The 25,632-nt window shown below is 66.6% G+C and carries 23 protein-coding genes, 1 tRNA gene and 1 pseudogene; 16 read left to right on the plus strand and 9 right to left on the minus strand.

What is annotated here, in order from left to right:
• The 5 genes and pseudogenes from FHS23_RS23395 to FHS23_RS20260 form a co-directional block, all read left to right on the plus strand.
• Nucleotides 1-126: pseudogene (locus FHS23_RS23395) on the plus strand (methionine adenosyltransferase domain-containing protein); the annotation flags it as partial.
• A gap of 112 nt (nt 127-238) precedes the next feature.
• The gene (locus tag FHS23_RS20245) at nt 239-1,216 is read left to right on the plus strand and encodes a carbohydrate kinase family protein (protein WP_183658543.1); all 978 of its coding nucleotides are present in this window, start codon (nt 239-241) and stop codon (nt 1,214-1,216) included.
• Between the two features lie 2 nt (nt 1,217-1,218).
• The gene (locus tag FHS23_RS20250) at nt 1,219-1,392 is read left to right on the plus strand and encodes a hypothetical protein (RefSeq protein ID WP_183658545.1); all 174 of its coding nucleotides are present in this window, start codon (nt 1,219-1,221) and stop codon (nt 1,390-1,392) included.
• A 248-nt stretch (nt 1,393-1,640) separates the two neighbouring features.
• Nucleotides 1,641-3,101 (plus strand): adenosylhomocysteinase, encoded by a 1,461-nt coding sequence (ahcY, locus tag FHS23_RS20255; protein WP_183658548.1) that lies wholly within the window; start codon nt 1,641-1,643, stop codon nt 3,099-3,101.
• Nucleotides 3,102-3,252: 151 nt separating this feature from the next.
• Nucleotides 3,253-4,137: a mycobacterial-type methylenetetrahydrofolate reductase gene (locus FHS23_RS20260; protein ID WP_183658552.1), complete on the plus strand. Its 885-nt coding sequence runs from the start codon at nt 3,253-3,255 to the stop codon at nt 4,135-4,137.
• On the opposite strand, the gene FHS23_RS20265 is transcribed toward FHS23_RS20260, so the two are convergent.
• The gene (locus tag FHS23_RS20265; RefSeq protein WP_183658554.1) at nt 4,119-4,811 is read right to left on the minus strand and encodes a hypothetical protein; all 693 of its coding nucleotides are present in this window, start codon (nt 4,809-4,811) and stop codon (nt 4,119-4,121) included. The genes FHS23_RS20260 and FHS23_RS20265 overlap by 19 nt on opposite strands.
• Nucleotides 4,812-5,152: 341 nt before the next feature.
• On the opposite strand from FHS23_RS20265, the gene FHS23_RS20270 reads away from it, so the two are divergent.
• Nucleotides 5,153-6,388, plus strand: coding sequence for a metallopeptidase (locus tag FHS23_RS20270; RefSeq protein ID WP_183658556.1), 1,236 nt, complete (start codon nt 5,153-5,155; stop codon nt 6,386-6,388).
• A gap of 277 nt (nt 6,389-6,665) precedes the next feature.
• Nucleotides 6,666-7,058, plus strand: a complete 393-nt coding sequence (locus FHS23_RS20275) for an SCO5389 family protein (RefSeq protein WP_183658558.1) — start codon at nt 6,666-6,668, stop codon at nt 7,056-7,058.
• On the opposite strand, the gene FHS23_RS20280 is transcribed toward FHS23_RS20275, so the two are convergent.
• On the minus strand, nt 7,019-8,089 hold the full coding sequence (locus FHS23_RS20280; RefSeq protein WP_183658560.1) for an LLM class flavin-dependent oxidoreductase: 1,071 nt from the start codon (nt 8,087-8,089) through the stop codon (nt 7,019-7,021). The two genes, FHS23_RS20275 and FHS23_RS20280, sit on opposite strands and share 40 nt — an antisense overlap.
• Nucleotides 8,090-8,215: 126 nt before the next feature.
• On the opposite strand from FHS23_RS20280, the gene FHS23_RS20285 reads away from it, so the two are divergent.
• Nucleotides 8,216-9,496 (plus strand): cytochrome P450, encoded by a 1,281-nt coding sequence (locus tag FHS23_RS20285; RefSeq protein WP_183658562.1) that lies wholly within the window; start codon nt 8,216-8,218, stop codon nt 9,494-9,496.
• A 58-nt stretch (nt 9,497-9,554) separates the two neighbouring features.
• On the opposite strand, the gene FHS23_RS20290 is transcribed toward FHS23_RS20285, so the two are convergent.
• Both FHS23_RS20290 and FHS23_RS20295 read right to left on the minus strand, forming a co-directional pair.
• The gene (locus FHS23_RS20290; RefSeq protein ID WP_183658563.1) at nt 9,555-9,875 is read right to left on the minus strand and encodes a MoaD/ThiS family protein; all 321 of its coding nucleotides are present in this window, start codon (nt 9,873-9,875) and stop codon (nt 9,555-9,557) included.
• Complete coding sequence (locus FHS23_RS20295; RefSeq protein WP_183658565.1) at nt 9,872-10,987, minus strand: WD40/YVTN/BNR-like repeat-containing protein; 1,116 nt, start codon at nt 10,985-10,987, stop codon at nt 9,872-9,874. The genes FHS23_RS20290 and FHS23_RS20295 overlap by 4 nt, the downstream gene beginning before the upstream one ends.
• Nucleotides 10,988-11,356: 369 nt before the next feature.
• Here FHS23_RS20295 and FHS23_RS20300 point away from each other — a divergent pair.
• Both FHS23_RS20300 and FHS23_RS20305 read left to right on the plus strand, forming a co-directional pair.
• A tRNA-Ile gene (locus FHS23_RS20300) sits at nt 11,357-11,430 on the plus strand.
• Nucleotides 11,431-11,513: 83 nt separating this feature from the next.
• Entirely contained in the window at nt 11,514-12,803 is a 1,290-nt protein-coding gene (locus FHS23_RS20305) for a tyrosine-type recombinase/integrase (protein WP_183658568.1), read from the plus strand.
• 182 nt (nt 12,804-12,985) lie between these two features.
• Here the strand turns inward: FHS23_RS20305 and FHS23_RS20310 are convergent, their stop codons facing one another.
• Entirely contained in the window at nt 12,986-13,837 is an 852-nt protein-coding gene (locus FHS23_RS20310; RefSeq protein ID WP_183658570.1) for a hypothetical protein, read from the minus strand.
• Nucleotides 13,837-17,892 carry an AAA domain-containing protein gene (locus FHS23_RS20315; RefSeq protein WP_183658572.1) on the minus strand — a complete coding sequence of 1,352 codons (4,056 nt, stop codon included), beginning with the start codon at nt 17,890-17,892 and terminating at the stop codon, nt 13,837-13,839. Before FHS23_RS20315 ends, FHS23_RS20310 begins: the two co-directional genes overlap by 1 nt.
• A gap of 654 nt (nt 17,893-18,546) precedes the next feature.
• Here FHS23_RS20315 and FHS23_RS20320 point away from each other — a divergent pair.
• On the plus strand, nt 18,547-19,095 hold the full coding sequence (locus tag FHS23_RS20320) for an NUDIX domain-containing protein (RefSeq protein ID WP_183658574.1): 549 nt from the start codon (nt 18,547-18,549) through the stop codon (nt 19,093-19,095).
• On the opposite strand, the gene FHS23_RS20325 is transcribed toward FHS23_RS20320, so the two are convergent.
• Entirely contained in the window at nt 19,081-20,220 is a 1,140-nt protein-coding gene (locus FHS23_RS20325) for an NsdA family TPR-like regulatory protein (RefSeq protein WP_183658576.1), read from the minus strand. The two genes, FHS23_RS20320 and FHS23_RS20325, sit on opposite strands and share 15 nt — an antisense overlap.
• A 147-nt stretch (nt 20,221-20,367) precedes the next feature.
• A complete protein-coding gene (locus tag FHS23_RS20330; protein ID WP_183658578.1) occupies nt 20,368-20,754 on the minus strand; it encodes an XRE family transcriptional regulator in 387 nt (128 codons plus the stop codon).
• 147 nt (nt 20,755-20,901) lie between these two features.
• Here FHS23_RS20330 and FHS23_RS20335 point away from each other — a divergent pair, with 147 nt between their 5' ends.
• From FHS23_RS20335 to FHS23_RS20355, 5 genes are read left to right on the plus strand one after another with little or no spacing between them, the layout of a single operon-like run.
• Nucleotides 20,902-21,183 carry a helix-turn-helix domain-containing protein gene (locus FHS23_RS20335; RefSeq protein WP_183658581.1) on the plus strand — a complete coding sequence of 94 codons (282 nt, stop codon included), beginning with the start codon at nt 20,902-20,904 and terminating at the stop codon, nt 21,181-21,183.
• Complete coding sequence (locus FHS23_RS20340) at nt 21,180-21,530, plus strand: WhiB family transcriptional regulator (RefSeq protein WP_183658583.1); 351 nt, start codon at nt 21,180-21,182, stop codon at nt 21,528-21,530. Before FHS23_RS20335 ends, FHS23_RS20340 begins: the two co-directional genes overlap by 4 nt.
• Complete coding sequence (locus FHS23_RS20345; RefSeq protein WP_183658585.1) at nt 21,527-21,856, plus strand: hypothetical protein; 330 nt, start codon at nt 21,527-21,529, stop codon at nt 21,854-21,856. The genes FHS23_RS20340 and FHS23_RS20345 overlap by 4 nt, the downstream gene beginning before the upstream one ends.
• The gene (locus tag FHS23_RS20350; RefSeq protein WP_246382512.1) at nt 21,853-22,641 is read left to right on the plus strand and encodes a hypothetical protein; all 789 of its coding nucleotides are present in this window, start codon (nt 21,853-21,855) and stop codon (nt 22,639-22,641) included. Before FHS23_RS20345 ends, FHS23_RS20350 begins: the two co-directional genes overlap by 4 nt.
• Complete coding sequence (locus FHS23_RS20355) at nt 22,638-24,770, plus strand: FtsK/SpoIIIE domain-containing protein (RefSeq protein WP_183658587.1); 2,133 nt, start codon at nt 22,638-22,640, stop codon at nt 24,768-24,770. Before FHS23_RS20350 ends, FHS23_RS20355 begins: the two co-directional genes overlap by 4 nt.
• A 267-nt stretch (nt 24,771-25,037) precedes the next feature.
• Here FHS23_RS20355 and FHS23_RS20360 read toward each other — a convergent pair whose 3' ends face one another.
• Nucleotides 25,038-25,268: a hypothetical protein gene (locus FHS23_RS20360; protein ID WP_183658787.1), complete on the minus strand. Its 231-nt coding sequence runs from the start codon at nt 25,266-25,268 to the stop codon at nt 25,038-25,040.
• Nucleotides 25,269-25,632: the final 364 nt, after the last annotated feature.

Consider the following 25,632-nt stretch of genomic DNA (forward strand, 5'->3'; position numbering starts at 1 on the left):
CTGGATCTGTTGCGGCCGATCTATGCGCAGACGGCGGCCTATGGCCACTTCGGCCGTCCGGATGCGAACCTGCCGTGGGAGAACACCAACCGCGCGGCGGCTCTGAAGGACGCGGCCAAGGCCTGACGGCGAACGCATGCGGCGCCGGAGGAGACCGGCAGCGGCCAGTAGTCTCCTCCGGCGCCGTTTCCGCGCGCCCCGTAAGCTTTCATACACCCAAGAGGGAGTGGACCCCGTTATGCGCATCGCCGTCATCGGCTCGATCGCAACCGACCATCTGATGTCGTTCTCGGGCAAGATCAAGGACCAGCTGGTCGCCGACTCGCTCGAGAACGTCTCGCTGTCGTTCCTGGTCGAACACCTCGACGTCCGCCGCGGCGGAGTCGCCGGGAACATCTCGCTCGGGCTGGGCCGTCTGGGCCTGAACCCGGTCCTGGTCGGGGCCGTCGGGCAGGACTTCGGCGAGTACCGGTCCTTCCTGGAGCAGCACGGCGTCGACACCAAGTCGGTGCACGTCTCCGAGACCCAGCACAGCTCGCGCTTCCTGTGCACCACCGACGAGGAAGAGAACCAGATCGCCTCGTTCTACGCAGGTGCCATGAGTGAGATGCGCGACGTCGACCTCAAGGCCGTCGCCGACCGCGTCGGCGACCTCGACCTGGCCCTCATCGGCGCCAACGACCCCGAGGCGATGCTGCGCCACACCGACCAGTGCCGTCAGCTCGGCGTGCCGTTCGCCGCGGACATCTCGCAGCAGCTGGCCATCATGTCGGGCGACGACGTGCGCAAGCTCGTCGACGACGCGACGTACCTGTTCACCAACGAGTACGAGGCGACGCTGCTGCTGAAGAACACCGGCTGGAGCGAGGCCGAAGTGCTCGACCGCGTCGGCAGCTGGGTCACCACGCTCGGCGGCGACGGTGTGCGCATCTCCGGCAAGAGCCATGAGACCATCGAGATCCCGTCGGTGCCCGACGTCAAGGTCGCCGAGCCGACCGGTGTCGGCGACGCGTTCCGCGCCGGCTTCCTGTGGGCCCTCGGCGTGAACATGACGATGGAGCGCGCGGCCCAGGTCGGATGCGTGTTCGCGAGCATCGTCCTCGAGGCCGTGGGGCCGCAGGAGTACACGCTCGACCGTTCCGAGTTCTCGAACCGTGTTGCCAAGGCTTACGGCAACGACGCCGCTGCCGAGATCGAGTCCAAACTGCGGGTCTGATCATGGCGAGCGCTGGTCTGTCGGCTCCCGAGGAGCGGTTACCGGTCGCCGACGGCGGCAGGGGTGCTGCACTGCAGGCCCAGGGCCTCACGATCGACGAGATCGAGACCAACGCGTTCGGCACCAACCTCGCAAACCCGGGCGAATGCGACATCGCGAAGTGCCTCGCCACCTGAGTGGGTGTGACGGTGTTTCGACATGTTTGACCGCGCAACATTGAGCCTGGGAAACTCGATACGAGTGGGCCGAGAGGCGCTGCAGCGGAGGGACCTCCGCCACGCTCGGCCACTTTCCCTGGCAACGAAAGGGCGCCTCTGTCACAGGAGGCCTATCGCGATGCCGGAATCCCAGCTCACGAGCGCGTCGTCGGCGCGCGTCGTCGTGTAGGTGCCGGTAGGCGAGGGTCAGGATCAGAAAGGAAGTCATGAGTAACAAGTTGCAGCAGGTGAACGGTCTCGAGTTCGCCGTCGCCGACCTGAAGTTGGCGGAGGCCGGCCGGCACCAGATCCGGCTCGCCGAGCACGAGATGCCGGGTCTGATGGCGACGCGTCGCGAGTTCGCCGCGTCGAAGCCGCTGAAGGGCGCGCGTATCGCGGGCTCGCTGCACATGACCGTGCAGACGGCTGTGCTGATCGAAACCCTGGTGGAGCTCGGCGCCGAGGTGCGCTGGGTGTCCTGCAACATCTTCTCCACGCAGGACGAGGCCGCCGCGGCCGTCGTGGTGGGCCCGAACGGCACGCCGGAGAAGCCGCAGGGCGTGTCCGTCTTCGCGTGGAAGGGCGAGACGCTCGAGGACTACTGGTGGTGCACCGACCAGCTCTGGGACTTCGGTGACGGCAACCTCGCCAACATGATCCTCGACGACGGCGGCGACGCCACGATGCTCGTGCAGAAGGGTGTCGAGTTCGAGGCAGCCGGCGTCGTGCCGCAGCCGACCGACGAGGACCCGGCCGAGTTCAAGGTCGTCCTCGAGACGCTGCGCAAGTCGCTCGCCAGCGATAAGGGCCGCTTCACCAAGCTGGCCAAGGAGATCAAGGGCGTCACCGAGGAGACGACGACCGGCGTTCACAAGCTCTACGAGCTCGTGAAGACCGGCGACCTGCTCTTCCCGGCGATCAACGTCAACGACTCGGTCACCAAGTCGAAGTTCGACAACAAGTACGGCTGCCGCCACTCGCTGCCGGACGGCATCATGCGTGCCACCGACGTCCTCATCGGCGGCAAGGTCGCCGTGGTCTGCGGCTACGGCGACGTGGGCAAGGGCTCGGCCGAGTCGCTGCGCGGCCAGGGCGCCCGGGTCATCATCACCGAGATCGACCCGATCTGCGCGCTGCAGGCCGCGATGGACGGCTACCAGGTCACGACGCTGGACGAGGTCGTCGAGACGGCCGACATCTTCATCACCACGACCGGAAACTTCGACATCATCACGTCGGAGCACATGTCGAAGATGAAGCACCAGGCCATCGTCGGCAACATCGGCCACTTCGACAACGAGATCGACATGGCCGGTCTCGAGGCGATCCCGGGCATCAAGAAGGTCGAGATCAAGCCGCAGGTGCACGAGTTCACCTTCACCGACGGCCACTCGATCATCGTGCTGTCCGAGGGCCGTCTGCTGAACCTGGGCAACGCGACCGGTCACCCGAGCTTCGTGATGTCCAACAGCTTCACCAACCAGACGCTCGCGCAGATCGAGCTGTGGACGAAGCCGGGCGAGTACGGCAAGGACGTCTACCTGCTGCCGAAGCACCTGGACGAGAAGGTGGCGCGGCTGCACCTCGACGCGCTGGGCGTGAAGCTCACGAAGATGACCAAGGCGCAGGCCGAGTACATCGGCGTCGACGTCGAGGGTCCGTACAAGCCGGAGCACTACCGGTACTGATCACTTCGCGGTGAGGGCGTGTCCGGCGGCCCCGTCATCCGGGGCCGCCGGTGCGTACCGCGTGGGCCCGCCCGGCCGTATCGGGCGGGCGGGCCCGCAACCCGAATCAGTCACCGTTCCTGCACCGGAGGACCCGAGAAGGCGGTTCGACATGAAAACCATTGCCCTTGAGCTGGTCCCGCCCGAGGTTGAGGGCGGCCCGCAAGCCGCGGTCGAAGAAGGTCAGAAGGTCGCGCGCGTCGCCAAGGAGACCGGCCTCGACGGCGCCATCAAACACCTGATGCTCCCGGGCATGATCGAGGAGGAGTCCGACCGTCCCGTGGAGCTGAAGCCACGGATGGACGTGCTGGACTTCTGGAACTCGGTCAGCGGCGAGCTGGACGACGTACGGGGTCTGTGCACCCAGGTCACGGCGTTCCACGACAAGCCCCAGCTCACCGAGCGGCTGCACTCCCTGCGTGATGCAGGGATGGACGGCATCGTCTTCGTGGGCGTGCCCCGCACGATGGCGGACGGCGAAGGCTCCGGCATGGCGCCGACCGACGCGCTGGCCGAGTTCACCGACGTCGTGCCCAACCGCGGCGCCATCCTCATCCCGACGCGGGAAGGGGAGCAGGGCCGGTTCGGTTTCAAGTGCGACCGCGGCGCGACCTACGGCATGACGCAGCTGCTGTACTCCGACGCGATCGTCGGCTTCCTGCGCGACTTCGCGAAGCACTCCGAGCACCGCCCGGACATCCTGCTGTCGTTCGGCTTCGTGCCCAAGATCGAGACCAAGATCGGCCTCATCGACTGGCTGATCCAGGATCCGGGCAACGAGGTCGTCAAGAGGGAGCAGGAGTACGTCGCGCGGCTCGCCGAGATGCCGTTCGAACAGAAGAAGCGCGAGCTCGTGGACCTGTACAAGCGCGTCATCGACGGCGTGGGCGATCTCGGGTTCGACCTGAGCGTCCACCTGGAGGTGCCGCTCGGCGTGTCCAAGCCGGCGTTCGAGGTGTTCGCCGAGATGCTGGACTACTACTCGCCGCTGCGCTGATCCTGCCGCCGCGCGGCGGCAGGGCCTGCAGTGTTCACCGACTCCCCGTCAGATCCCGGGGTCTCGCCTGCGGAGAGATCCGCCTGCGAGGCCCCGGGATTTTTCGTGCTCCGCTCCGCCGTGCCGTGGGCTACCCACGGTGGGCGCGGCCCAATCGTCGTCGCGCCGCGGCGCCCGCGCGCCCGGTGCCTGCCCGTCGGCAGCCGGTGCGACGCCTGGGACGAGGCATCGAGACGGTGGGAGTGCGGCCGGTGCAGCGGCGTCTCGCTGCTCCGCTGCTGCGGGAGCGCGGTCACCTCGGCACGCACGGCCGACAGGCGCGCCATGAGCACGCGGATGCCGTTGTCGAAGGCGTACAGCATGGCCTGCGGGTGATCGTCGTGCGGCCGGTCGTGGTGGGAGAGCGGCTGGGCGAGGCCCGTGCCGCTGATGGTCCAGTTCTCGTCGCCCCGGCCCGCCGTTTCGGTGAACTCGACGGTGACCGGCTTGCTGACGGCGGCCCGAGGAAGCGACGGATCGGTGCCGGTCGGCACGAGCAGGTCACCGCCGGGACAGGCGTACGCCGCGAGCGGGACGGGCTCCCCGCCGTCGACCGAGATCGTCGCGGTAACGCGGCGGGCCCGATCGCCGATCAAGGCAACACAGTCGTGATGGGTCAGTCCGGCCTGCTCCATGCTCGCTCCCTTCCGCGGCCGGAGGCGCCCGGTGCGCGTTCCGGCCGAGTTCGTCGCCGTCGGCCGTCGCCTCCGGCGCCGGCGCGGTCGTCATCGCTGTCGGATGTCGTGTCACCGCACGGTTTTCGGCGGTGGGCGGGCGGAGAGTTCGGGTAGTGTCGATGGCGGTCGTGATCGTCGGTTCGGCGGGGAGCCGGCGGTCAACCGCAGGCGGTCACTTTTCCCTTGGTACGCCGGACGAACCGATCCGTCCATACGTTGCCTCCTCGTGGGTGAGGCAGCGCGTGGTGTCTGGTGGATTCGGATCCGGCGAACGTCGTCGGCGCGCAGTGGAGGTTGGCATGGGTGTTTCGCAGAACCGGTTCCGGATGACGTTCGCGGGGTACGACCGCGAGGCCGTCGATCGTCATCTGACCGCTTTTGAGGAGCAAAACCGCGCCATGGCAACGGATCGGTCGCTGCAACAGCGACGCGCCGAGGCGCTGGCGGCAGAGCTGGCGGACCTGCGCGACTCCCACACCGCGTTGCGGCACAAGTTCGACCGGGTGTGCCGCACGCCGATCGAGAACGACGGGCTGTCGGAACGGATGCTGCGACTGGTCGAGCTGGCGCACGTCGAAGCCGCCGAGATCGTGGAGGACGCGCGCAGCCGTGCCGAACGCACCCGCACCGCTGCCGACGAGGAGGCACGCCGCCTCCGTCGCCGGTACGAACACGTACTTGCCGAACTGGACGACCGCCGCACGCAGTTGGAGGCCGAGTTCGCGGAGCGGACCCGCCGCCTGGAGGCCGAGGCCGAGGAGCGTGAGCGTGCGGCCGAGGAGAAGCGGCGCAGGCTCGACGAGGAATCCGCCCGCAGGCGCCAACAGACTGAACAGGAGCTCGGCAGGGCGCTGGCTGCGCGGCGGGCCGAGTCGGAACGCCAGGTGCGGCGCCGCGAGAAGGAGGCCTCGGACCGGGCGACGGCCGTGCTGGCGCAGGCGCGCGAGCACGCCGCCGAGGTGGTCGCGACGGCGAGCGCCCGGGTGGAGCGGCTGGAAGGCGTGCAGCGCACGCTCACCGCGCGGTTGCGGGAGACGCGGGCGATCCTGAGCGCGGTCGGCGAGCTCACCGACCCTGTGAACGTGGAGCCGGAGCCGGTGCGCGAGCAGGATCCGGAGCGCGAGGAGGAGCCGAACCGTGGGGGAACGCAGGCCCACGTGGAAGCGGCGCGGTCCGGGGTTGAGCCGGGGCCGGTGGTGTGGCCTGCCGGCGCCGGGGAGCAGGGCTTCGGGGCGGAGCCTGGGCGCGTGACGCAGCGCGTGGCAGGCGAGCTGCGGTCGGTCGCCGAGGCGGTGCCCGCACCGCGGGACGGGGCCGCCGGCGCCGGGTCGCCGGCGGGGCCGTGTGGCGAATCCGCTCGCCCCGAAGCCGCGAGCCCCGGAGACGCGAGCGCAGTGGACGTGGGCGCTGTGGACGTGGGCGCTGTGGGCGTGGGCGCTGTGGAAGCAACCGAAGGGGAGAGGCCTGAGGCACAGGCGCGAGGTGCGGCGGAGAGGGTCGTCGAGGGTGTGACCGAGGCCGCCGGGAGCCGGTAGGTCCTCGCCTCCTCGGTTGCCTTCGCTCGCGGCCGGTCGCGGGCGCCGGTGGCCTTGTGGCGCCGACTTCCCGCGGGCTGCGCCCCTGCCGGAAACCGGTAGCTCCGCGTGGCCGTGCTGCGTCCGGCCGTGTGGTGGTCGTCGTCCGTCCCGGTGGCGCCACCACCGTTCTGTTGCACATGAACATCGGTTTCAGTAGCACTGGACGAGGTCGCTCGTCGCCGAACGGCGGTGACGGGTCCGAATCCCGAGTGCGAGGAAGGCTGGAGGCCGATCCATGTCGCTGAATGTGCCCACCGAGCTGTTGGACCGCGCGGAGAGCGGAGGCGTCGACGACGCCGAGTTCGTCGCGTGCGTGCGGGAGTCGTTGCCGTACGCGTGGGAGATCATCACCGGTGTCGTCGCGGATCTGGAGACCGAGGGCGGGCCGTTCGCCGACCATGCGACGCCGCCGCCGTCCGAGGCCGAGCGTGGCCAACTGCTGCGCGCGTTGGCGTCGGACTCGATCCGCGGCGGGCTGGAGCGGCACTTCGGGGTGAAGTTGGCGTTCCAGAACTGTCACCGGGTCGCGGCGTTCCGTCCGGGTGCCGTCGACGGCGACGAGTACCGCGAGTTCGTGTCGGTGCGGGGTCAGTTGTTGAACCAGAGCCCTGAGTTGCGCGACTGCTGAGTCGGTCGGGTCGGGTTCGGGCGGCTCCCGCGGAGCGCGGGCAGCACCTCGGCGCCGAGGCGCTCGATGGTGGCCAGCGTGCGTGCGCGGGAGCCGCCGCCCTCGACAAGCATCAGGACGCGTTCGATGCCGGTGGTGGCGATGCCGGTGCGGAGCCGGTCGATGCAGTACGCGGGATCGCCGACCGGGTGTAGCCGGCAGAGGTGTTCGGCGTACTCGACCGGGTCGCGGGGTGTGCGCGGCCGGTCGTCGACCGGCACGTAGCCGGCGAGTCCGGGGCCGAGCCAGCGGGGGAGCGAGGAGCGTAGTTCCTCGACGGCCGACGCGCGGTCGCGGCCGACGTGGGCGACCACGGTGGAGGTGTGGGCGACGTGCCGGGCGCTGCCGGTGCGGGTCGCGGCGCGGTCGTGGGCGGCGACCATGCGGGCCTTCTCGTCGTCGCTCGCGTGCATGCCGAGCAGCATGGGCAGTCCTCGTTCGGCGGCGAGGGCGGCGGTGTCGTCGGATGTGCAGGCGACCGTGACGGGCGGGTGCGGCCGCGTCAGTGCGGGCGGGGTGAGCGGTACCTCGCGGAAGGTCAGGCTGGGCCCGTCGCCGCGGACGTGGTCGTCGGTCAGGCTCGTGAGGAGCAGGTCGAGGCGTTCGGCGAAGTGGTGGTCGTGGGCGTCGGCGCCGGTGCCGAACACTTCGAGGTCGACCCACGGGCCGCCGCGCCCGACGCCGAGGGTGAAGCGGCCGCCGGAGAGCCGGTCGAGCATGCGGGTCTGTTCGGCGAGGGCGACGGGGTGGGTGGTGGACAGCACGCTCACGGCCGTGCCGACGGTGATGCGGTTCGTCGCGCCGAGGGCGTGGCCCGCGAACGTGATGGCCGACGGACAGGTGCCGTAGGACATGAAATGGTGCTCGGCGATCCAGGCCTCGTCGAATCCGGCGTTCTCGGCGGTCAGGACGGCGTCGGCGGCGGTGTGCAGCGCTGCGCCGGGGTCGTCGTCGCCGAACACCGCGCCCAGGAGGAATATCCCGAATTTCACGGGTCGTAACCCTACGTGAGTTGCATCGTCCGATGTGGACCGGAGGGTGACGGGACCGCAGGTCGGCGGGTGTATACGGGGGCTACCTGCCGGTCACCGGAGTGGGTGAGTTGGTACCGTCGACGTGTGGGGAAACTTCGATCGCGCGTCACCTCGTGGGCTACGCGGCTGTACCTGGCGCGAGCGCAGCGCAAGGGCGGCCTCGACCTGCAGAAAGTGTTGCCCGAGACGGCGTTGATGCCGTTGCGGCGGCACGGGCTCGATCCGGTGGGCGAGCTCGCGGAGGTGAGGGAGACGGAGCCGGTGCGGAAGCTGCCGGTGCCGTTCGGGCTGAACTTGTGGCTGGTCAGCGGCTATGACGAGGCGAAGGCCGTGCTCGGCAACGGGAAGGCGTTCAGTAACGATTTCGGCACTCTCATGGCCGAGCTGGGTATGAATCCGGATGACAATCCTGGTGGGCTGGGGTTCGTGGACCCGCCGGTGCACACGCGTCTGCGGAAGCTGTTGACGCCGGAGTTCACGATGCGTCGGTTGTCGCGGTTGCGGCCGGGGATCGAGCAGATCGTCGCCGATCGGTTGGATGCGATGGCGAAGAAGGCCGAGTCGGGCGATCCGGTGGATCTGGTGGAGGAGTTCGCGCTGCCGATTCCGTCGCTGGTGATCTGTGAGCTGCTCGGGGTGCCGTACGAGGACCGGGAGGAGTTCCAGCATCTGGCGGTGGCGCGGTTCGATTTGTTCGCGGGCGCGGGTGCCGCGGTGGGGGCGATCTCGGAGTCTCTCGAGTATCTGATGAGGGTCGTGCGCAAGGAGCGTGAGGATCCGGGCGACGGGCTCATCGGCATGATCATCCGGGAGCACGGCGACGAGATCGACGATCGCGAGTTGGCCGGGTTGGCCGACGGGGTGCTGACGGGCGGGTTCGAGACGACGGCGAGCATGTTGTCGCTGGGTGCGCTGGTGTTGTTGCGGGATCCGGAGACGCGGCGCCGGGTGCGTGAGGACGACGAGGCGGTGCGCCTGTTCGTGGAGGAGGCGCTGCGGTACCTGTCGGTGGTGCAGGTGGCGTTCCCGCGGTTCGCGCGTGATGACATCGAGGTCGGTGGTGTGACGATCGGTAAGGGCGACATGGTCGTGGTGTCGTTGTCGGGTGCGGACCGGGACGGTGCGCTCGGGGTGGATCTGGAGGCGTTCGACGGCGAGCGGTCGCCGACGCAGCATCTGGCGTTCGGCTACGGCGCGCACCGGTGTGTGGGTGCGGAGTTGGCGCGGTTGGAGTTGCGCGCCGCGTATTCGGCGCTGGTGCGGCGTTTTCCGGACATGACATTGGCGGCGGATCCGGCTGAGCTGGAGTTCCGGCAGACGTCGATCGTGTACGGCGTGGAGAAGCTGCCGATTTACGTGGCCTGACCGGTTTCGGCGGGGCGGCCCGGTGATCGCCCCGCCTGCCTGGTCGGTGGGTGTCGTGTCAGCCGCCCGCCATCGCGCCGATGATCAACAGCGGTTCGGTGCCGCGGACGACGGGTTCGGGCAGCGGTGTGTCGTGCGGTTCGTGGGAGAGGTCTTCTTCGCAGGCGAAGAATCGTACGAACGCGCGGCGTTTGTCGGTGCCGTGGTGTCGGATGGTCCCTTTGAGGACCGGGTAGTGGTCTTCGAGGACGTCGAGTACGCCGCCGAGTGTGGCGGCGCCCGGCACGTCGAGTGTCAGTTCGCCGTCGATGTGGGCGAGTTTGCGCAGGTGTGTCGGCAGGTGGACGCGGATCGCGGTGGTGGTGGCCGGGTCGGTCATGGCAGGGTCTGCACTTCCACGGACAGGACGGACGGCAGGTCGCGCACGATGGGCGCCCAGGTGTCGCCGGCGTCGGGCGAGGCGTACACCTGGCCACCGGTGGTGCCGAAGTAGATGCCGCAGTCGTCGAGGCGGTCGACGGCCATGGCGTCGCGCAGCACGTTGACGTAGCAGTGTTCCTGGGGCAGCCCGTTCGTGAGTGGTTCCCAGTCTCCGCCTCCGGTGCGGCTGCGGTAGACCCGGAGTTTGCCGTCGAGGGGGAAGTGCTGTTCGTCGCTGGTGATGGGCACGACATACACGGTGTCGGGGTCGTGTGCGTGGACGTCGATGGGGAAGCCGAAGTCGGTGGGCAGCGCGTCGCCGATGTCGTACCAGGTGGCGCCGTCGTCGTCGCTGCGCATGACGTCCCAATGCTTCTGCATGTACAGGGTGTCGGGACGCTCGGGGTGCCGGGCGAGGTTGTGGACGCAGTGGCCGACGTCCGCTTCGGGCTGCGGGATCTGGCCGGAGTTCAGGCCACGGTTCGCGGGTTGCCAGGTCTTGCCGCCGTCGGCGGTGCGGAAGACGCCTGCGGCGGAGATCGCGACGTGCAGGCGGTCGGCGTCGCGCGGGTCCTGGATGATCGTGTGAAGGCACATGCCGCCTGCGCCGGGTTGCCAGTCGGGGCCGGATTCGTGGCAGCGGAGGCCGCGAAGTTCTTGCCAGTTCTGTCCACCGTCGACGGAGCGGAAGAGGGCGGCATCCTCGACGCCTGCGTACACGGTGTCCGGGTCGGACAGTGACGGTTCGAGGTGCCAGGCGCGTGTGAACTCCCAGGGGCGTTGCGAACCGTCGTACCACTGGTGGGTGCCGACGTCGCCGTCGTAGGTGAACTCGTTGCCGACCGGGGTCCAGGTCGTGCCGCCGTCGTCGCTGCGGTGGATCTGCTGGCCGAACCAGCCGAGGGAGGCCGAGGCGTAGATGCGGTCGGTGTTCTGCGCCGAGCCTGCCAGGTGATACGTCTCCCAGCCCGCGAACAGCGGGCCTTCGACCTTCCAGTCACGGCGGGTGCCGTCGGCGGTCAGGATGAAGGCGCCCTTACGGGTGCCCACGAGTACGCGTACGCCGGCCATGTTGAGTCCCCTTCTCGAGTCATGGTGGAGGTGTCGGAGGCACTGGACAGTACTGTAACTGAGATCACTTTTCAAAAACAACCGTACATCACACAGGCAAGATCATGGCGTTGTCGTCTGTAGCCGAGCGCGGGAGATGGACGGGTGTGGCTGAGTTCGTGCGCTGCGGTGACGTCGCTGTGGAGCGTACGAGCGGGCACCGACAGTTCTGAGGAACTGCCGTTCGACATGCAGGCGCGACGGTCGCGGCGGCCGGGGAGCCGGCGGGTTTCCGACCCGTCGGTGGTCGCCCCGGCGCGGAGGCAGGATCGCTGCGGAGTTGGGGAGGCGGCATGGATATAGTGCAGCTGGCGCCGGAAATCGGCGTGGGGGCCGGTAGCTCAGTTGGTTAGAGCAGAGGACTCATAATCCTTTGGCCGTCGGTTCAAGTCCGACCCGGCCCACCCTTGTGACCTGCATGTTCTCGCTGTAGCCCATCTGGGTTGAACCCCTTGGGTGCGAAATTGGGTGCGAGTAGCCTCCGGGCATGGCTCGGAGACGTTCCGACGGCCGCCAGCGCGGTCGCATCGAGCAGCGCGGCGGGAGTCTGCGCGTCGTGGTGTACGCCGGGGACGACCCGGTGACGGGTCGACGGACCTATCTGCGCGAGAACATCCGCGGCACGGACGATGCAGCCTGGCGCAAGGCCGAGAACACGCTGACGCAGTTGCGGGCCAGGGTGCTGAAGCAGCGGTCGACGGCCTCGACGGTGCGGTTCGACTACGCGGTCGACGAGTGGCTGCGTACTGCCGATATCGAGCAGAGCACGCGGGACAGCTATGTCGGATACATCGACCGCGTGATCAAGCCCGTGCTCGGTGATGTCGCGGTGAACAAGCTCGGAGCGCGGCAGCTGGAGAACCTCTACGCGGACCTGCGCCGGTGCCGGATGCGCTGCGATGGGAAGCCGTTCATCGAGAAGCACAAGGCGAAGGACGAGCACGACTGTGCAGTGGCGGAGTGCGTCGTGCACCGGTGCAAGCCGATGGCGGCCTCGACCGTGCGGCAGATCCACTCGATCATCAGCAGCGTGCTGAATGCGGCGGTGCGGTGGGAGTGGATCGAGAGCAATCCGGCCAAGAACGCCCAGCGGCCGAAGCTGCGCCCGCCGGATCCCCAGCCTCCGACGCCGGCTGACGCGGCTCGGCTGGTGGAGGCGGCGTTCGAGCTGGGCGATGATTGGGGCACGCTCGTCTGGCTGGTCATGACCACGGGCATGCGTCGAGCCGAGGTTGCCGGGTTGCGCTGGTCACGGGTCGACCTGGATGCCGAGATCATCGAGATCCGCCACACCTATGTGCAGAGCAAGGGCCGAGGGCTGGAAAAGGACACGAAGACGCACCAGATGCGCCGCGTCGCCCTCGACTCCGAGACCGTCACGTTGTTGCGCGCGCACAAGGAAAACTGTCGCGAAGAACTCGCCGAGGTGGGCGTGGAACTCGATGAGGACATGTTCGTCTTCATGGGCGCGCGGAGCGCGGATGCGACCACGCCGTATCCGCCGGACGCAATCTCCCGCCGGTACAAGCGCATGGCTGCACGCCTGAAGCCGCCGGTCAACACCCACATCCACGCACTGCGCCACTTCTCAGCGACCGAACTGTTGTCGGCGGGCGTCGATCTGCGCACGGTGGCAGGCCGCCTGGGCCACGGCGGGGGAGGAGCGACCACGCTCCGCGTATACGCGGCCTGGGTGGCGGCCAGCGACCGGAAGGCCGCGGAGATCCTGGGTTCTCGACTGCCGAAACGGCCGCCGAAGGGCAGTGTCGAGGAGTGACCGGATCCGTCGCCGGCCGTGGAGTGTGTTCCTGCCCCGAAAGGTAGGTCGCGCTTGAGTCAGGCGGTCATTCGACGTGGGAGGATCAGCAGATCCATTTGTCCGGTGTACGCGGCAGGGTCCGGGGGTCGTCCACCTCCTGCAAACCTCGATCCCACGAGACGCGGTTGCTTGGATTGCTGTTAACGGCCGATCGGGTCCAGACGTTCCTCGACGTCGTTCAGCACGGCGTGCACCGGCGCCCAGCAGAGTCGCACGCTCTCCCGGTCAAAATCGGGCTGTTCGGCGAGCTCCTTACGGGGGTGAACGAAGTTCCTGTAATCACGGACCTTGTGCATGAAATCAGCAGAGGCGAACTGGATCCAGTTCTTGGATCGAGCCGTGTCGATCAACAGCTCGAGGCCCGCGCGGTCTGCCCGCTGAGTTTTCCCATTTGCTCCGACGAATCCCTTTTCCCTGATTGTCTCGTCCCGTTCGGTGAGCAATGCCAGTAGCATTCCTTCGACGAAGCTGCCGATGCCGATGATCGCGAAAGTGTAGGCTCCAGCCGAGGCGCAGATGTCGGCTTCCTTCGCCCTCTTCACGAGAACATCCACCGTTGCTTTGTTGTGGATGAGTGCACGCAGTCTCTGCTCGATGTCCGAAGGCTGGACGAACATCGGCTCGTCCCCATCGTCGGTCAGTTCGCCGAGCACTGGGCGGCCGCCGACGTAGGTAATCGCGAGGTATTCCGGATTAAGCTTCTCGTTGATGGCCTGACAAAACAGCTCGGCTGCCGGCTTCCCCTCGTCGTACTCCAAGGGATCGCAGATACGGCAGAGGAACCGTTCGATGGATGAGCGGTCGGATGCGCGTTCGGTGAGCTGCTCGATGACCCAGGGAACGCGAGGCGAACCATCGTATTCTGGCGGGTCCACCCAGCCCGCGGCGGAGAAGAGCTGCTCCAGTTGCCACCCTTTCCGTTCGTAACTCCCACCCGCGTCAACCACGATGGAGGCGACCCGTTCGACCGTCTTTGGGTCCAGCGGAAACATCAATCCACCTCTTTGTCTGCTAGGTGCTGCGCGATCTCCGCAGCGCGAGTCAGTCGTTCAACGATCTTTCGTCCCTTGCGCCCGTAGCCGAGTTCCCGCATCGCTTGGGAAATACGTTCTTGACGGTCAAGGTGCAAACCATCTCGCAGTAACCAGCGGAAAAGCGCGATCAATTCCGCTTCCTCGTAGTGGTCGATGTTCGTTCTCGGTGCGCGGAGCGGGGGTCTTGGCCCGCGGCGTTCGTCAGCTGATGGTTCGGGCTCGGGATCCGTGTCAGCGGCTGCATGTAGGGTTGCTGGAGTAGGATGAGTGGGGTTGTCTACGTCGGCGACCGCCTTCTCCCAGGCATCAACGATCTTTCGTGTCTCGCCCTCGGGGTCAGCAAACCAAGCCGATGCCCAGACTCGGTGGAACCGCCACCCCAACCGCTCCAGGTGTTCCTGTCTGAGCCGGTCCCGGTCCCGCGCGTTGCCCGACTGGTGGTATCTGTCGCCGTCGGCTTCAACTGCCAGAACCATCCGGCTCGGATTCACGGGGTGTGCCAGGGCAAAGTCGATTCGATAGTCTGAGACTCCCCATTGTGGATAGACGTCGATGCCCTCATTGGCGAGCCGGCGGGCGATGTCTTGCTCGAAGCCGTTCAACTCGGTTCCCGCGTCGCGACCGACTTCTGCCGGGTCAGCACCGCGCTCCGCCATCTCGAGGAAGCGCCGCAGCAGCTCGGTGCCGGTGGGCGAATCGTCAGGGGTGAGTGCGCTGGAAGGGAAAGAGCTGACAACGGTCATCCTGACTCGCGACCTGGTAACAGCCACGTTGAGACGTCGGCCTCCATCCTTCCGGTTCAGGGCCCCGAAGCCAGTCCGGTTTACGCGACCCGTCGCGCTGCGTGCCACACCGATGCTGAAGATGATCGCGTCGCGCTCGTCGCCTTGCACGGTCTCGATGTTCTTCACGAAGAACCGGTTCGTCGCATTACCGTCTTCAGAGAAAAAGGCGTCGAGATCGCGACGGTTTTGCAGCGCCGTTCTGACCGACTGCTCGATCCGGTCTCGGTGCTTGGTTCCCAGAGTGATGACACCGAGGCTCTCGCTCGGTCGAGTCTCAGCGTGTTCCAGGACAAGGTCGACGACCCGTCGAACTTCTTCCTCTGGTAGCCCTGCCTGTCCAGGAGATGCCGTATCAGACTCGACCAGTTCGAACCGCAGGGGATTCTCCTGCTGTGAGCCAGGGAACGTCACAAGATCGCCGTTGTAGATCTCCTTGTTCGAGAAGGCAATCAGACGTTCGTCTTGGCTGCGGTAGTGCCAGCGGAGCGTGCGCGTCGTCGGCACGACAGCACGAAGAGATGTCAAGATCGACTCGTAATCGGCGAGGTCATCTGGTTCTTCATCCTCGTCGTCGTGGCTCTCGAACTGCCGGTCGAAGAACTCGGAAGGTGGGAGTTGCTTCTCGTCTCCGGCCACTACCAGCCGTTCACCGCGCATGATGGAGGTGATCGCCTCGTGCGGCCTTACCTGACTTGCCTCGTCGAAGATAACAAGATCGAAGAGTCGGGACGGGGGGAGTGTCTGACTCACCACCAAGGGCGACATCGCCCAACAGGGCCGCAATGCGAGCAACACGTCCGGCGCTTGCTCGACCAGCTTGCGTAGCGGCATGTGCCGGGTCTTCTTGCTGGATTCCTTGCGGAGAAGTTTGGTCTGATCTGGGAAGTCATCGCGGGCTTGCCGCGCCGTTACGGCAACCCTGTGCCGGATGCGTGCAGCCGAGGCCTCCAGGTGTCGACGATCGGCGTCCTGGAACTCGCTGGCGTAGCGGTCGTGCTGACTGGGTGTGAACTCGCGCAACGCCGGGCTGTGCATGCGGAACTCGTCATCGAGGCACCGAAGCCAGGTGTGACGGAAAATCAATGCCGCTTCGTCCGGTGCAACTTGGTCTTGGGCGAACTCCTGCAGCAAAGGAGTAAGTCCCATCGCGGTGAACCGCTGCCGCAGGCCGTTGATCTGGGGTAGTCGAAACAGCATGTCGCGGTCTGCGTAGAGCTCATTGAGCTGCTTGGTGACAGTGGAGATCGGCTTCGTATCGAGATCGTCGACCTTGGTGGAGAGGGCTACTGCCGCCAGTTGTCGCCGGAGTTCCTGGTATTCGGCCATCATCTCAGCCAGGCCGATCACCTGAGCAGGCCGCGTCTCGGGGCCGCCGATTCGCCGCCACTCGTCTCGTTGCCGTACAACCTCGGTGAGGGCTTCGTGGAGCTCGCTTTTCTTGCGTATACCCTCAGTTGAAAGTGAGCGGGCGTGTTTGAGCCATCCTCGGCGCTTCTGCCAGGACATGTTCGGACGGTGCTTTTTGCGCTCCGGTCTGGGGGCGGTTGCCCACTGAATTTCGTCGAGCTCTTCGCCGAAGATCGTCGCTCCGAACCGGTCAACGCTTCGAGTGACATCGTCGAGCAACCGTAGTATTGGCTCCCAGTTGGCGATCTCCAATGGGAGTGGAAGGCCAACCTGGTTGACCAGCTTCTGCATTCTTTCGCTACTGCTCGTGAGCGTCCTGCTCGTAAGGTTGTCCAGCTCGCCTAGAACCTGCTCCATGTCCTCTTCGTCTCGGACTTCGGCCTGCGCCCAAGGGGACTCCTCGTTGAGGATCCGAAGTCCCCCCTGGTGGACGAAGCTCCTCAAGCCCTCTTCGATCTTGGCTACTACGTCAGAATGCAGATCGCGCAGCTGATGGCCGCGAAAGGCGCACTGCGAGCGGTATGTATCGCCGAGCTGTAACAGCTTCTCGCGTACCTGGTAGGCGCTGAGATTCCACGGTTGACGCACGTCGTGGAGCGCTTGTGCGTAGTCGTTGAGCTTCTTCCGGCGGGTGGCGACAAGCTCGTGGAGCGTGCTGACGTCGACGGTCGGTTCCTGGGAGAGTCGAGATAAGCTGTCAGCTAGCTGCTGGGCAACATGCTTCTTGTCGGTCGCCTTACGATGCAGGTCAAGTACCAGATCGTCGAGCTTGACGGCCTCGAGCCGGTCAGTCACCGCCTGGATGGCCGCTCCCTTTTCGGCGACGAAGAGGACGCTGAGCCCACGTGCGGCGGCACCGGCGATGATGTTAGCGATGGTCTGGCTCTTTCCGGTGCCAGGTGGCCCTTCGAGTAGCAGGTGGTGCCCGCTTAGGGCAACGTCGATTGCCTCATACTGAGAGGAGTTCGCGTCGATTACGAGGAACTCGTCTTCGGGTCTTTGGGTGTCCGGCGAAGTCCGACAGTAGTTGCTGGCCTCGGTCCTGGTCTGCAGGATGGACTCCTGGTGTCCCGCCAGTGAAGCAACAAGCTCGTGCTTGGACAACAAGTCGCCCGCCGACTGCAGATCGCGTACCATCGGAAGCTTCTGGTAGTTGAAGATGCCGATCGCGCAACCGTCTTCAAGTTGTAGATCGAGCCCCTCGCCTCGGGCTAGTTCGTCGAGGACGCCGAACGCGCCGTCAACTCGGTCTTTGAACTCGACAAGCTCGGTCAGTCGTGTGGCAACTTTCTCTGTGATGTCGTCTACGGCGAGGTCGAGTCCGTACTCACGAGTCAGTGCATGCAATAGGACTGGGTTCAGATCTTCTTCGGAGTCGACCGTGAGGTTGAAGTCGCTTCCGGATGCGGTCTTGACCTCAAGAGCGATGGGGCGGAGTAACAAGGGCGCATACAAGGGCAAGGTCGGACGTGGTCCTGCCTTGACCGATCGAACCTTGACGAACCCGCATGCCAGACGCCCAACCTCGACGCCCTGCTCTTCGCGGAAGGTTCTGATCTTTCGGTGAATCTGACGGGCGCGGGAGCATGCGTCCTTGTGTTGGTTGACGTCCGGGAACAAGGACTTCAATGAGGACTTCTCGCCAGCAAGGAGTTTGGTCAGTTGATCCGGATCGCTGCTGGTGAGGTCCAGACTTCCAGTCTTCGAATGTTTGAACTTCACCAACGTGTTGGTGTGATCAAGATCGATTAGCTCTTTGGTCCACTTGTCCGACTGTCGCTGTACGAGTTGGTGCCGCATGTCGCCGGCAGGGCTGGCCATGCACTACCTCCATCAGAACGGTCGACCTGCCCGCGCGTAGCTGAGCCAGGGCCCACCGTCTGGTGGTGAGCCGTTCAGTATGCGCCTGAGATCGGTGTCTGTCATCAAACAATCGGGAACGAGTTCGAGGGCCGTCGAGGAGCATCGCAAAGATTCACCCGAACAGCGGGGAGATGGGCCTGGACAGCTGAGCTGCTGGCCACAGTGGCCTTGGTCTGGCTGATGGTCATAGCCGCGAGGAGGTTAGAACAGCGCGCAAAAGCATGGGTGCTGAGTTGATCAATGAACGCTCGAATAGAGTAAGTGTGTCCGGGGCTACTCAAGGCTTCTGTGACGGTTGCTCAGGCGGCCTGGTCGGCCGGTGTAACCATGATTGCTTCGGGCTCGATGGCAAGCGGCCGATTGGGGCTCGTCTGCGGCGCCTGTGATATTTCGGTCCGGGCCACGATTGCGATCCGAAGCTCTTCGCGTGTGGCCCAGTTGTGGCAGTCGAGGATGGCTTGCGGCCGCCTCGTGGGCCGACCTCGGTAGGAGAGCCGCGGACCGCGAAGACGTCGCCCCTGAGTTCATGGCGGACTAAAGTCTGAGGTCTTCAGCGCCCACGGTCGTCGGCTACCCACCGTGGCCGTTGTCCCGGACCCGTAGCCTGTGGTCGTGGCTGAGGAACGTGGCGCATGGCAGACCTTCGGTGAGCGGCTGGTCTACGACAACCGGTGGGTGCGGCTGGGCTTGACCGACGTGCAGGCTCCGAACGGGGAGCGCTGGGAGTATCACGTCGTCCACCTGGCGCGGATCGCGATTGCGCTCGTGGTCAACGACCGCGACGAGGCGCTGATGCTCTGGCGGTACCGGTTCGCGACCCGGCAATGGGGGTACGAGCTGCTCGGCGGGCTCGTCGACGACGGCGAGGACTCAGCTGGGACCGCGGCTCGGGAGGCCGCGGAGGAGAGCGGCTGGAAGCCGACCGGCGAGGGCGAACACCTCGTGAGCTTCGAACCGCTGCCCGGCCAGGTCACCGCTCCGGTCGACGTCTATGTCTGGCACGGGGCCGAGCACATCGGCGACCCGACGGACACCGAGGAGGTCGGCACCGTCGAGTGGGTGCCGCTGTCGCGCGTTAACGAGCTCGCGCGGCGGCAGGAGCTGCTGGGATCCGGCACGTTGGTGGCGCTGCTGTACTACCTGAACTCACGACGCGCGTGACCGGCTCGTCGGCAGGACCAGGCCACTGAGCCTGCGCAGGTGGCGATCCGAGCGGATCTGCTTGCCGAGGGTGCGCGCCTGCCTGGCATAGGTTTGGGCCTCGTCACGGTTGCCGGCCGCAGCGTGCGCGTAGGCGAGGTCGACCATCATGCCCACGCGGGCACGTACGAACGCCTTGGGCAGGCGCGGCAGGGCGGCGGCGAGCTGGTCCACCGCCCCGAGGTCGCCCACCTTGGCGAGCGCATTCCCGCGCCAACGATCAAGGTGCGAGTCACCGAGGAACAGGAACGGCAGCGTCGGGTCTTGCGGGTCGTTGGGCAACAGGTGCGTCGCGTCGTCGAATGCCGTCAGCGCAGCGTCCGACTGACCGAACGCGGCGAAGCCCTCGCCCGCTGCCGCCGACAGCCATGCCTGCAACAGTGGTGACACGTGGTCGGCGCCGAGTCCTCGGGCATGTTCCAACTGCTCGACCGCGTGGCGGGGCTCGTCGATGTCGATGAGGACGAACGCCTGCTCGGCAAACGCATGCGCGAGCATGGCGGTCGAGCCCGCCTCGCGTGCGGCATCCTTCGCCCGCTCATAGTGGTTCCACGCCTGGCTCACGGCGTTGCGGTCGAGCGAGACCCAGCCGGCCAACGTCGATGCCTCGGTGAGGACGCCCGCGAGCGCCTCGCGCTGGCCACGGGCGGTGCTGTGCCGGAGCAGTCCAGTTATCTGGTCGATGAGGTGCTGCAACTGCTCCAGCAGGAGGACACCGCCGAACTGCCTGTCGGCACGGCGTGCGTTGTCGACCTGCTGACGGAAGGCCTCGACCGCGCCTTCGTCGACGTTGCGCGCCAACGCGAGTCGAGAACGTAGCTCGCCGACTTCGTTGTCATCCTCGTCGTCCGGGAAGCCGAGGTCGCTGTTCCTGCGGCCGTAGATCTCGCGGAACAGACGCCGGTACGGCTCACTGACCGTGGCGTGACCGTTCTCCCACAGGGACAGCCGCGTCTTGAGGCTGCTTGCTTCCATGATGGGAATGCCGCGATTGTCGGCGCACCGGATCAACAGGTCGATGACCTCGGCTGCTTTCAGTCCGAGTTCGGCCTTCCGAACCCGCTGCAATTTCGTCGCATAACTCATCGCCGATAACCCCTCTGACCAGTGAAGTTATCGCGGGTTAATGGCCCGGGAGTTAACCAGCGCCACCTGCGCAGAGGGCTTTTCCTGGCGTTTTCTTGGGTCATGAACAACGCAGACCTCAACCGGCGCAGGGCAGCCATCGCGGACCTACCGGGGGCGTCGACTCGGTGGCGGAACGTCGCGGGTGCCGGCCTTGGTGAGCTCGTCCAGGCGCGCGGTGATCTCGTCGAGCCGGCCCTCGATCGCACCCAGGCGGGACAGGATCTTGTCGGTGGCGTCATCACCGGTTTCGCCCGGTGCCAACGGTTTCCGGCCGGCGAGGACGGCCGCGAGATGACCGGGGTGCCACTCCAGCGCCAGCGACAGCGCCTCCAGGGTGCGCGCACTGCGGCGGCGTTCGACGGTGCGGTGCTGGATCTCCCGCACGATCGCCTGAGACACGTGGGAGCGGTCGGCGAGGTCGCGTTGGCGCAACCCGAGCTCGTTCATGCGCTCGTTGATCGCCCGCGCGACAGCCGTCCAGTCCTCGGTCACCAATTCCTCCGTGGTCCGCCTCGGCGCCGAGATTAGCGCTTCATTGCGGTTTCGTGCCCCTGGCTCGCGCGAACGGGCCTAATTCTGTCTTCATTCAAGCTGAAATCAGCTCAAAATCAAGCTGAAATACCTCTAAGGAATTCGTTCATGGATACCCCCATGCCGAATACTGGTGCGCCGGTGTTCTACACAGTCCGAGAGGCGGCGCGGATCGTGCGCGTCGACCCGTCCACCCTCTACCGGGCCATCCGCGAGGACGCCTTCCCCGCGGTCCGTGTCCGCTACCGCTACGTCATCCCGGCGGCGGCGCTCGAACAGCTCGTCACCGCCGCCGCTGAGTCCGGGCAGTGCGTCGATCCGGCACGCATGATCGCGCAGCGTCGGACCGCTCGGGAGATCGCCCGCCTCAACGGGGGTGAAGCCCGATGAACCAGGACGACTACGACAAGCTGGCCGCCGACCTCGACTACCTGGCTGACGTGCCCGACGAGGTTCTCCGCAGCATCGTCAGGTGGGACGGCCTGTGCTTCTGGGCCTTCGACCGGGAGCTCCTTCCGGATCTCACCGGTGCGGCCGACCCCGATCGGGCGCTCGCCTCGTGGGCGTGCGCGGGGTGCCCCGTCATTCAGGAATGCCTCGAACTCGAGCTGCGCGAGGCCGGTGAGGACACGCTCGGGATCTGGGGCGCCCTCTCCGATACCGATCGCCGTCGGGTTCACCGCGTCTGGAAGTGGCGGCACGTCAACCGGGGCGTCTGGGGAGGTGACGACGAATGACGATCGACCTCACTCCCGAGCAGGTTCTCGCAGGTGCGGGTGTACTGCTGGCACTGGCGCTCGTGTGGCGGGCCGGTAGGGCCCGCGCGCGGAAGGCGGCGGAGAAGGCACGTGCGGGAGCCCGGGTGGTGTCGCTGGTCGGCCGCGTCGGGCTCATGGCGGCTGCGTTCGTCGGCGTGCAGTGGCTCGTCATCGCCAACCCGGGCAACACGACGCTGCTGATCGTGGTGCTTGCGCTGCCGGACCTGCTGGCGGCGTACGTGCTCACCCGCATGCTGACGGTCACGTCGCTGGACACGACCACCAGGCGGAGTGATCGGCGATGAGTGGGGACGGATCGAACCGGGTGGCCGCCGACGGGCGGCCACCCGGCCCCGCTCGGAAGGCCGACGTGCTCGTCCGCGACGCGGCGGACGCTGCCGAGCTGCGTGCCCACCAGACCGATCCGGATGTCGTCGCACTCCGGGTCGAGCGGGTGCGTACGCAGGTGGATCGGTTGTGCTGGGCTGGCATCGTACTGGGGCTGGCGTTCACGATGACGAATGTCCAGTCGTTCGCTGCCGGCGATGCGGGCGCGTGGTCGCTGCCGTGGCTTGCAGCGTGGTTGCTCGATCCGACGGTGTCCCTCGTGCTCCTCGCGATCCTCCGCGCCGAACAGGTGACCGCTCGATACCAGATCGCCACCGGGCCGTGGGTGCGCCGGGCGAAGTGGTTCACGCTGTCGGCAACCTATGTCATGAACACCTGGGAGGCGTACGCGAACGGTTCTCCTGCGGGCATCGTCCTGCACTCGGTGCCGCCGCTGCTGGTGTTCGTGGCCGCCGAAGCCGTGACGGATCTGCGCGACAAGCTGACGGACGCCGTGAACGCGGCGGTACGCGAGGCCCGACGGGAAGGTGATCGGCCGGGGCCTGCCGCCACAGAGGTCCGCAAACCGGTGCGTCGCAAGCTGTTCAACGACTACCTCGACGAGGCACGGCAGGCATGGACGCCGGAGGTCGTCATCACTCCGGCGTGGATTCGTGAGGCGACCGGATGTTCGCGCGGACTGTCGTCGCGTCTCGCCGAAGCCCTCGCCGCGGAGGTCGTGTCGGGAGGTGACCGGCCATGAACGACGACACGGATTCCGTGAACGTCGGGGCCGAGGTGGCACCGGACCGTTCACGGGATGTCGACAGAGCGATCCTCGACGGCGAACTCGTGGAGGACCAGCCTTTCCCGTCCGTTCGGTTGCCGTGGCGGTTGCGGTTGAAGCGGTGGTGGCAGGCATCCCCACGGGTACCGGTGAGCCTGAAGACGCACGAGCAGGCGACACAGCTCGTGAAGGACTGGATCACCGTGGTGCTGCGCTCGCCGTGGCGCCTGCTGCGGGCGGTGGGCCGCGGCCTCGTGACCGGCTTTCGCCTATGGCGGCGGTGGGTCACCGTGCGGGACTACCGTGAGGCGGCCGAGGAATCCCAGAAGCTCGCCGACAAGTTCACGGAGATCCGTGAACTGACGTTGTTCCGGTGGAAGGTGACGGGTGCGGTATCCGTTGCGGCGGGTGTGCTCATTGCCGTGGCCGCTTACGTGTGGGGTGAGGTTCCACTGTGGACCATCGGTGGTGTCGCATGCGTGGCATTGGCAGTCCTGGGACGACGTAAGGACGGCCAGCCGGGACGCAAACCGTCGTTGTCGGGTTCGCGTGCGCTGACGTGGACGATGGATCCGCAGATCCTCGTCGATGCGTTCCGCGATGCCAAGTTGCTCGGCAAGGACGAGTCCCTACGCCTGGTGCAGCGGGCGTCCCGGGTGGGCGACGGCTGGTCGGTGACGGTCGACCTGCCGGCCACGCGCAAGGCGGCGGACGTGGTGAAGCATCGGGAGGCGTTGGCCTCGGCGCTGGCGGTGGACGAGATCCAGCTGATGGTCGAGCGCGTGCGTGGCAACGGTGGACACGCTGGTCGGGTGGCGATGTGGGTCGCCGATGAGGACCCGTATGCCAAGCCGCCGTTGCGCACGCCGCTGGTGAACGTGCAGCACTGGGACGCCTGGAAGCCGGTGCCGTTCGGACGGGACGCACGGGATCGCAAGATCGACCTGCCGCTGGTGTGGACGTCGCTGCTGGTCGGTGCCATTCCGAGGCAGGGAAAGACGTTCGCCACACGGTTGGCAGCGGCCGGGCTGATCCTCGACCCGCACACGCGGCTGTACGTGGCGGATTTCAAGGCCGGCAAGGACTGGATGGCGGCTGAACAGGTGGCTCACCGCTTCCTGTCCGGCGACGACGCGGAGCACATTGTCGCGCTGAAGGATTGGCTGGTGGAGCTGGTGGCCGAGGTGCAGGACCGGTATCGGCGGATGCGTGACCTCGACGACGAGGTCTGTCCGGAGTCGAAGGTGACACCGGCGATGTCGCGGGACACGGCGTTGAACATGCCGATCACGGCGCTCTTCATCGACGAGGTGCAGGTGCCGCTCGAGGACCGGACACCCATCGAGGTGCAGGGCAAGAACGTACCGGCGGGGGAATACATCGGCGAACTGCTGACCTGGTTGGCGAAGAAGGCGCCGGCCGCGGGAATCGTGCTGGTTCTCGCCACACAGCGGCCGGATTCGAAGACAATCCCGTCGGGACTGCGGGCGGTGCTCGGGTCGCGTTTCGCGTTGCGTGTCATGGATTGGCGGGACAGCAACATCGTGCTCGGCGAGCAGATGAACACGCGCGGCCACGACAGCAGTCGGCTGCTTCCCTCGCACAAGGGCGTGGGCATCCTGCGTCCCGACGGAGAGACTGAGGCGGGCGCGGACGTGCTCGCAATGACGGTGCGGACCTACTACATGCCGGGAGAGGACTGGCAGGAGATCTGCCGTCGTGGGCGGGCGCTGCGGCAGGCGGCGGGGACGCTGACGGGCCATGCGACGGGAGAGGACACGGCCGTGCGGGTGGACCCTGTTGCCGAGGCGAAGGCGATCAGTTCCGAGGCCAAGGTCATGGCGGAGCTGCCGGAGCCGCTCGCGGAGGTGCTGGAGTACGTCAACGAGCACGCAGGGGACCGGGAGTTCATCCCCACGGCAGAGCTCGTGGACGCACTCGACGTCGACCCGAATGCCTTCGGTCGGCAGATGACCGAGTTGGGCTGCTCGTCGGAGCGGCGCCGTGTCCCGGCCGAGGACGGTGAGTTGCGGCAGGTCCGTGGGTATGTCGTCGCCGACCTGCGGCGGATGGCGGCGTTGCAGCGTGACGGCGGTGATCCGTGATGCCGTCACAGGCGTCCTGGGCGTCACAGCACGTGTGACGCCCAGGGCATGGCTTTTACCTGCGGAAACAACGTCGGTGACGGCAGTGACGCCACCATTCGGAGCCGTCACGATCGCTCCTGCGGGGCTCTGGACACGGTTCCTCGAGAGGCGGTGGCGGATCGCCGTCACACCGTGGCCAGGGACTCGCGATCAGGATGTCCAGGAGTCGGATGACCTCGTTGAGCTGTCGCTCGATGGCTGCCAGGCGGCGCAGGATTTCCTCGTTCACGTCAGCTGCACCTCATGCCGCGGGCGCGGAACGGACCGGAGACACGGTTCGCAGGGCATGCCGCGTGGCCCGTCGAGCAGTTCGAGCTGCTCGCGATCGAACGACACCCCGCACAGGGCTACGAGTCGCGTGGGAACGCTGGTCTGCGCCGGAAACACGTGACACATCCGCCGCGTCTCGCCGACGACACCCGGCAACGGACGTCCGAGATAGTAGGTGCTGCTCACGATGTGAACTCCGCTCGCCGCGCCCTGCGCAGAAGGCGGCTGATCATCATCCGTCGGCCGCGTCGCGGCTCGGATCGAACGGGAGTCGTATGGGCGGTCCAGCGCTGCTCGCAGGTTGGGCACCGGGGCGCGGGTGGCAGGAGCATCGACCCCGGGTGTACCGCTTGTCCGCACAAGGCGTCGTAGACACCGGTCTGCTGCCGGACTCCGTCGGCGAATGCCTTGTCGGTGACCGCGTGCTGCTGCCGGTCGACCTCGCAGCGGTGCCAGACGACGTACAGCCGGGGCCGGTCTTGTGTGGCTAATTCTCTCAAATCGCTCACCTTCATAGCTGGGAGCAACGGGATATGTAAGACTGAAATCA

This window comes from Prauserella isguenensis, from assembly GCF_014191605.1.
Classification (GTDB): Bacteria; Actinomycetota; Actinomycetes; order Mycobacteriales; family Pseudonocardiaceae; genus Prauserella; species Prauserella isguenensis.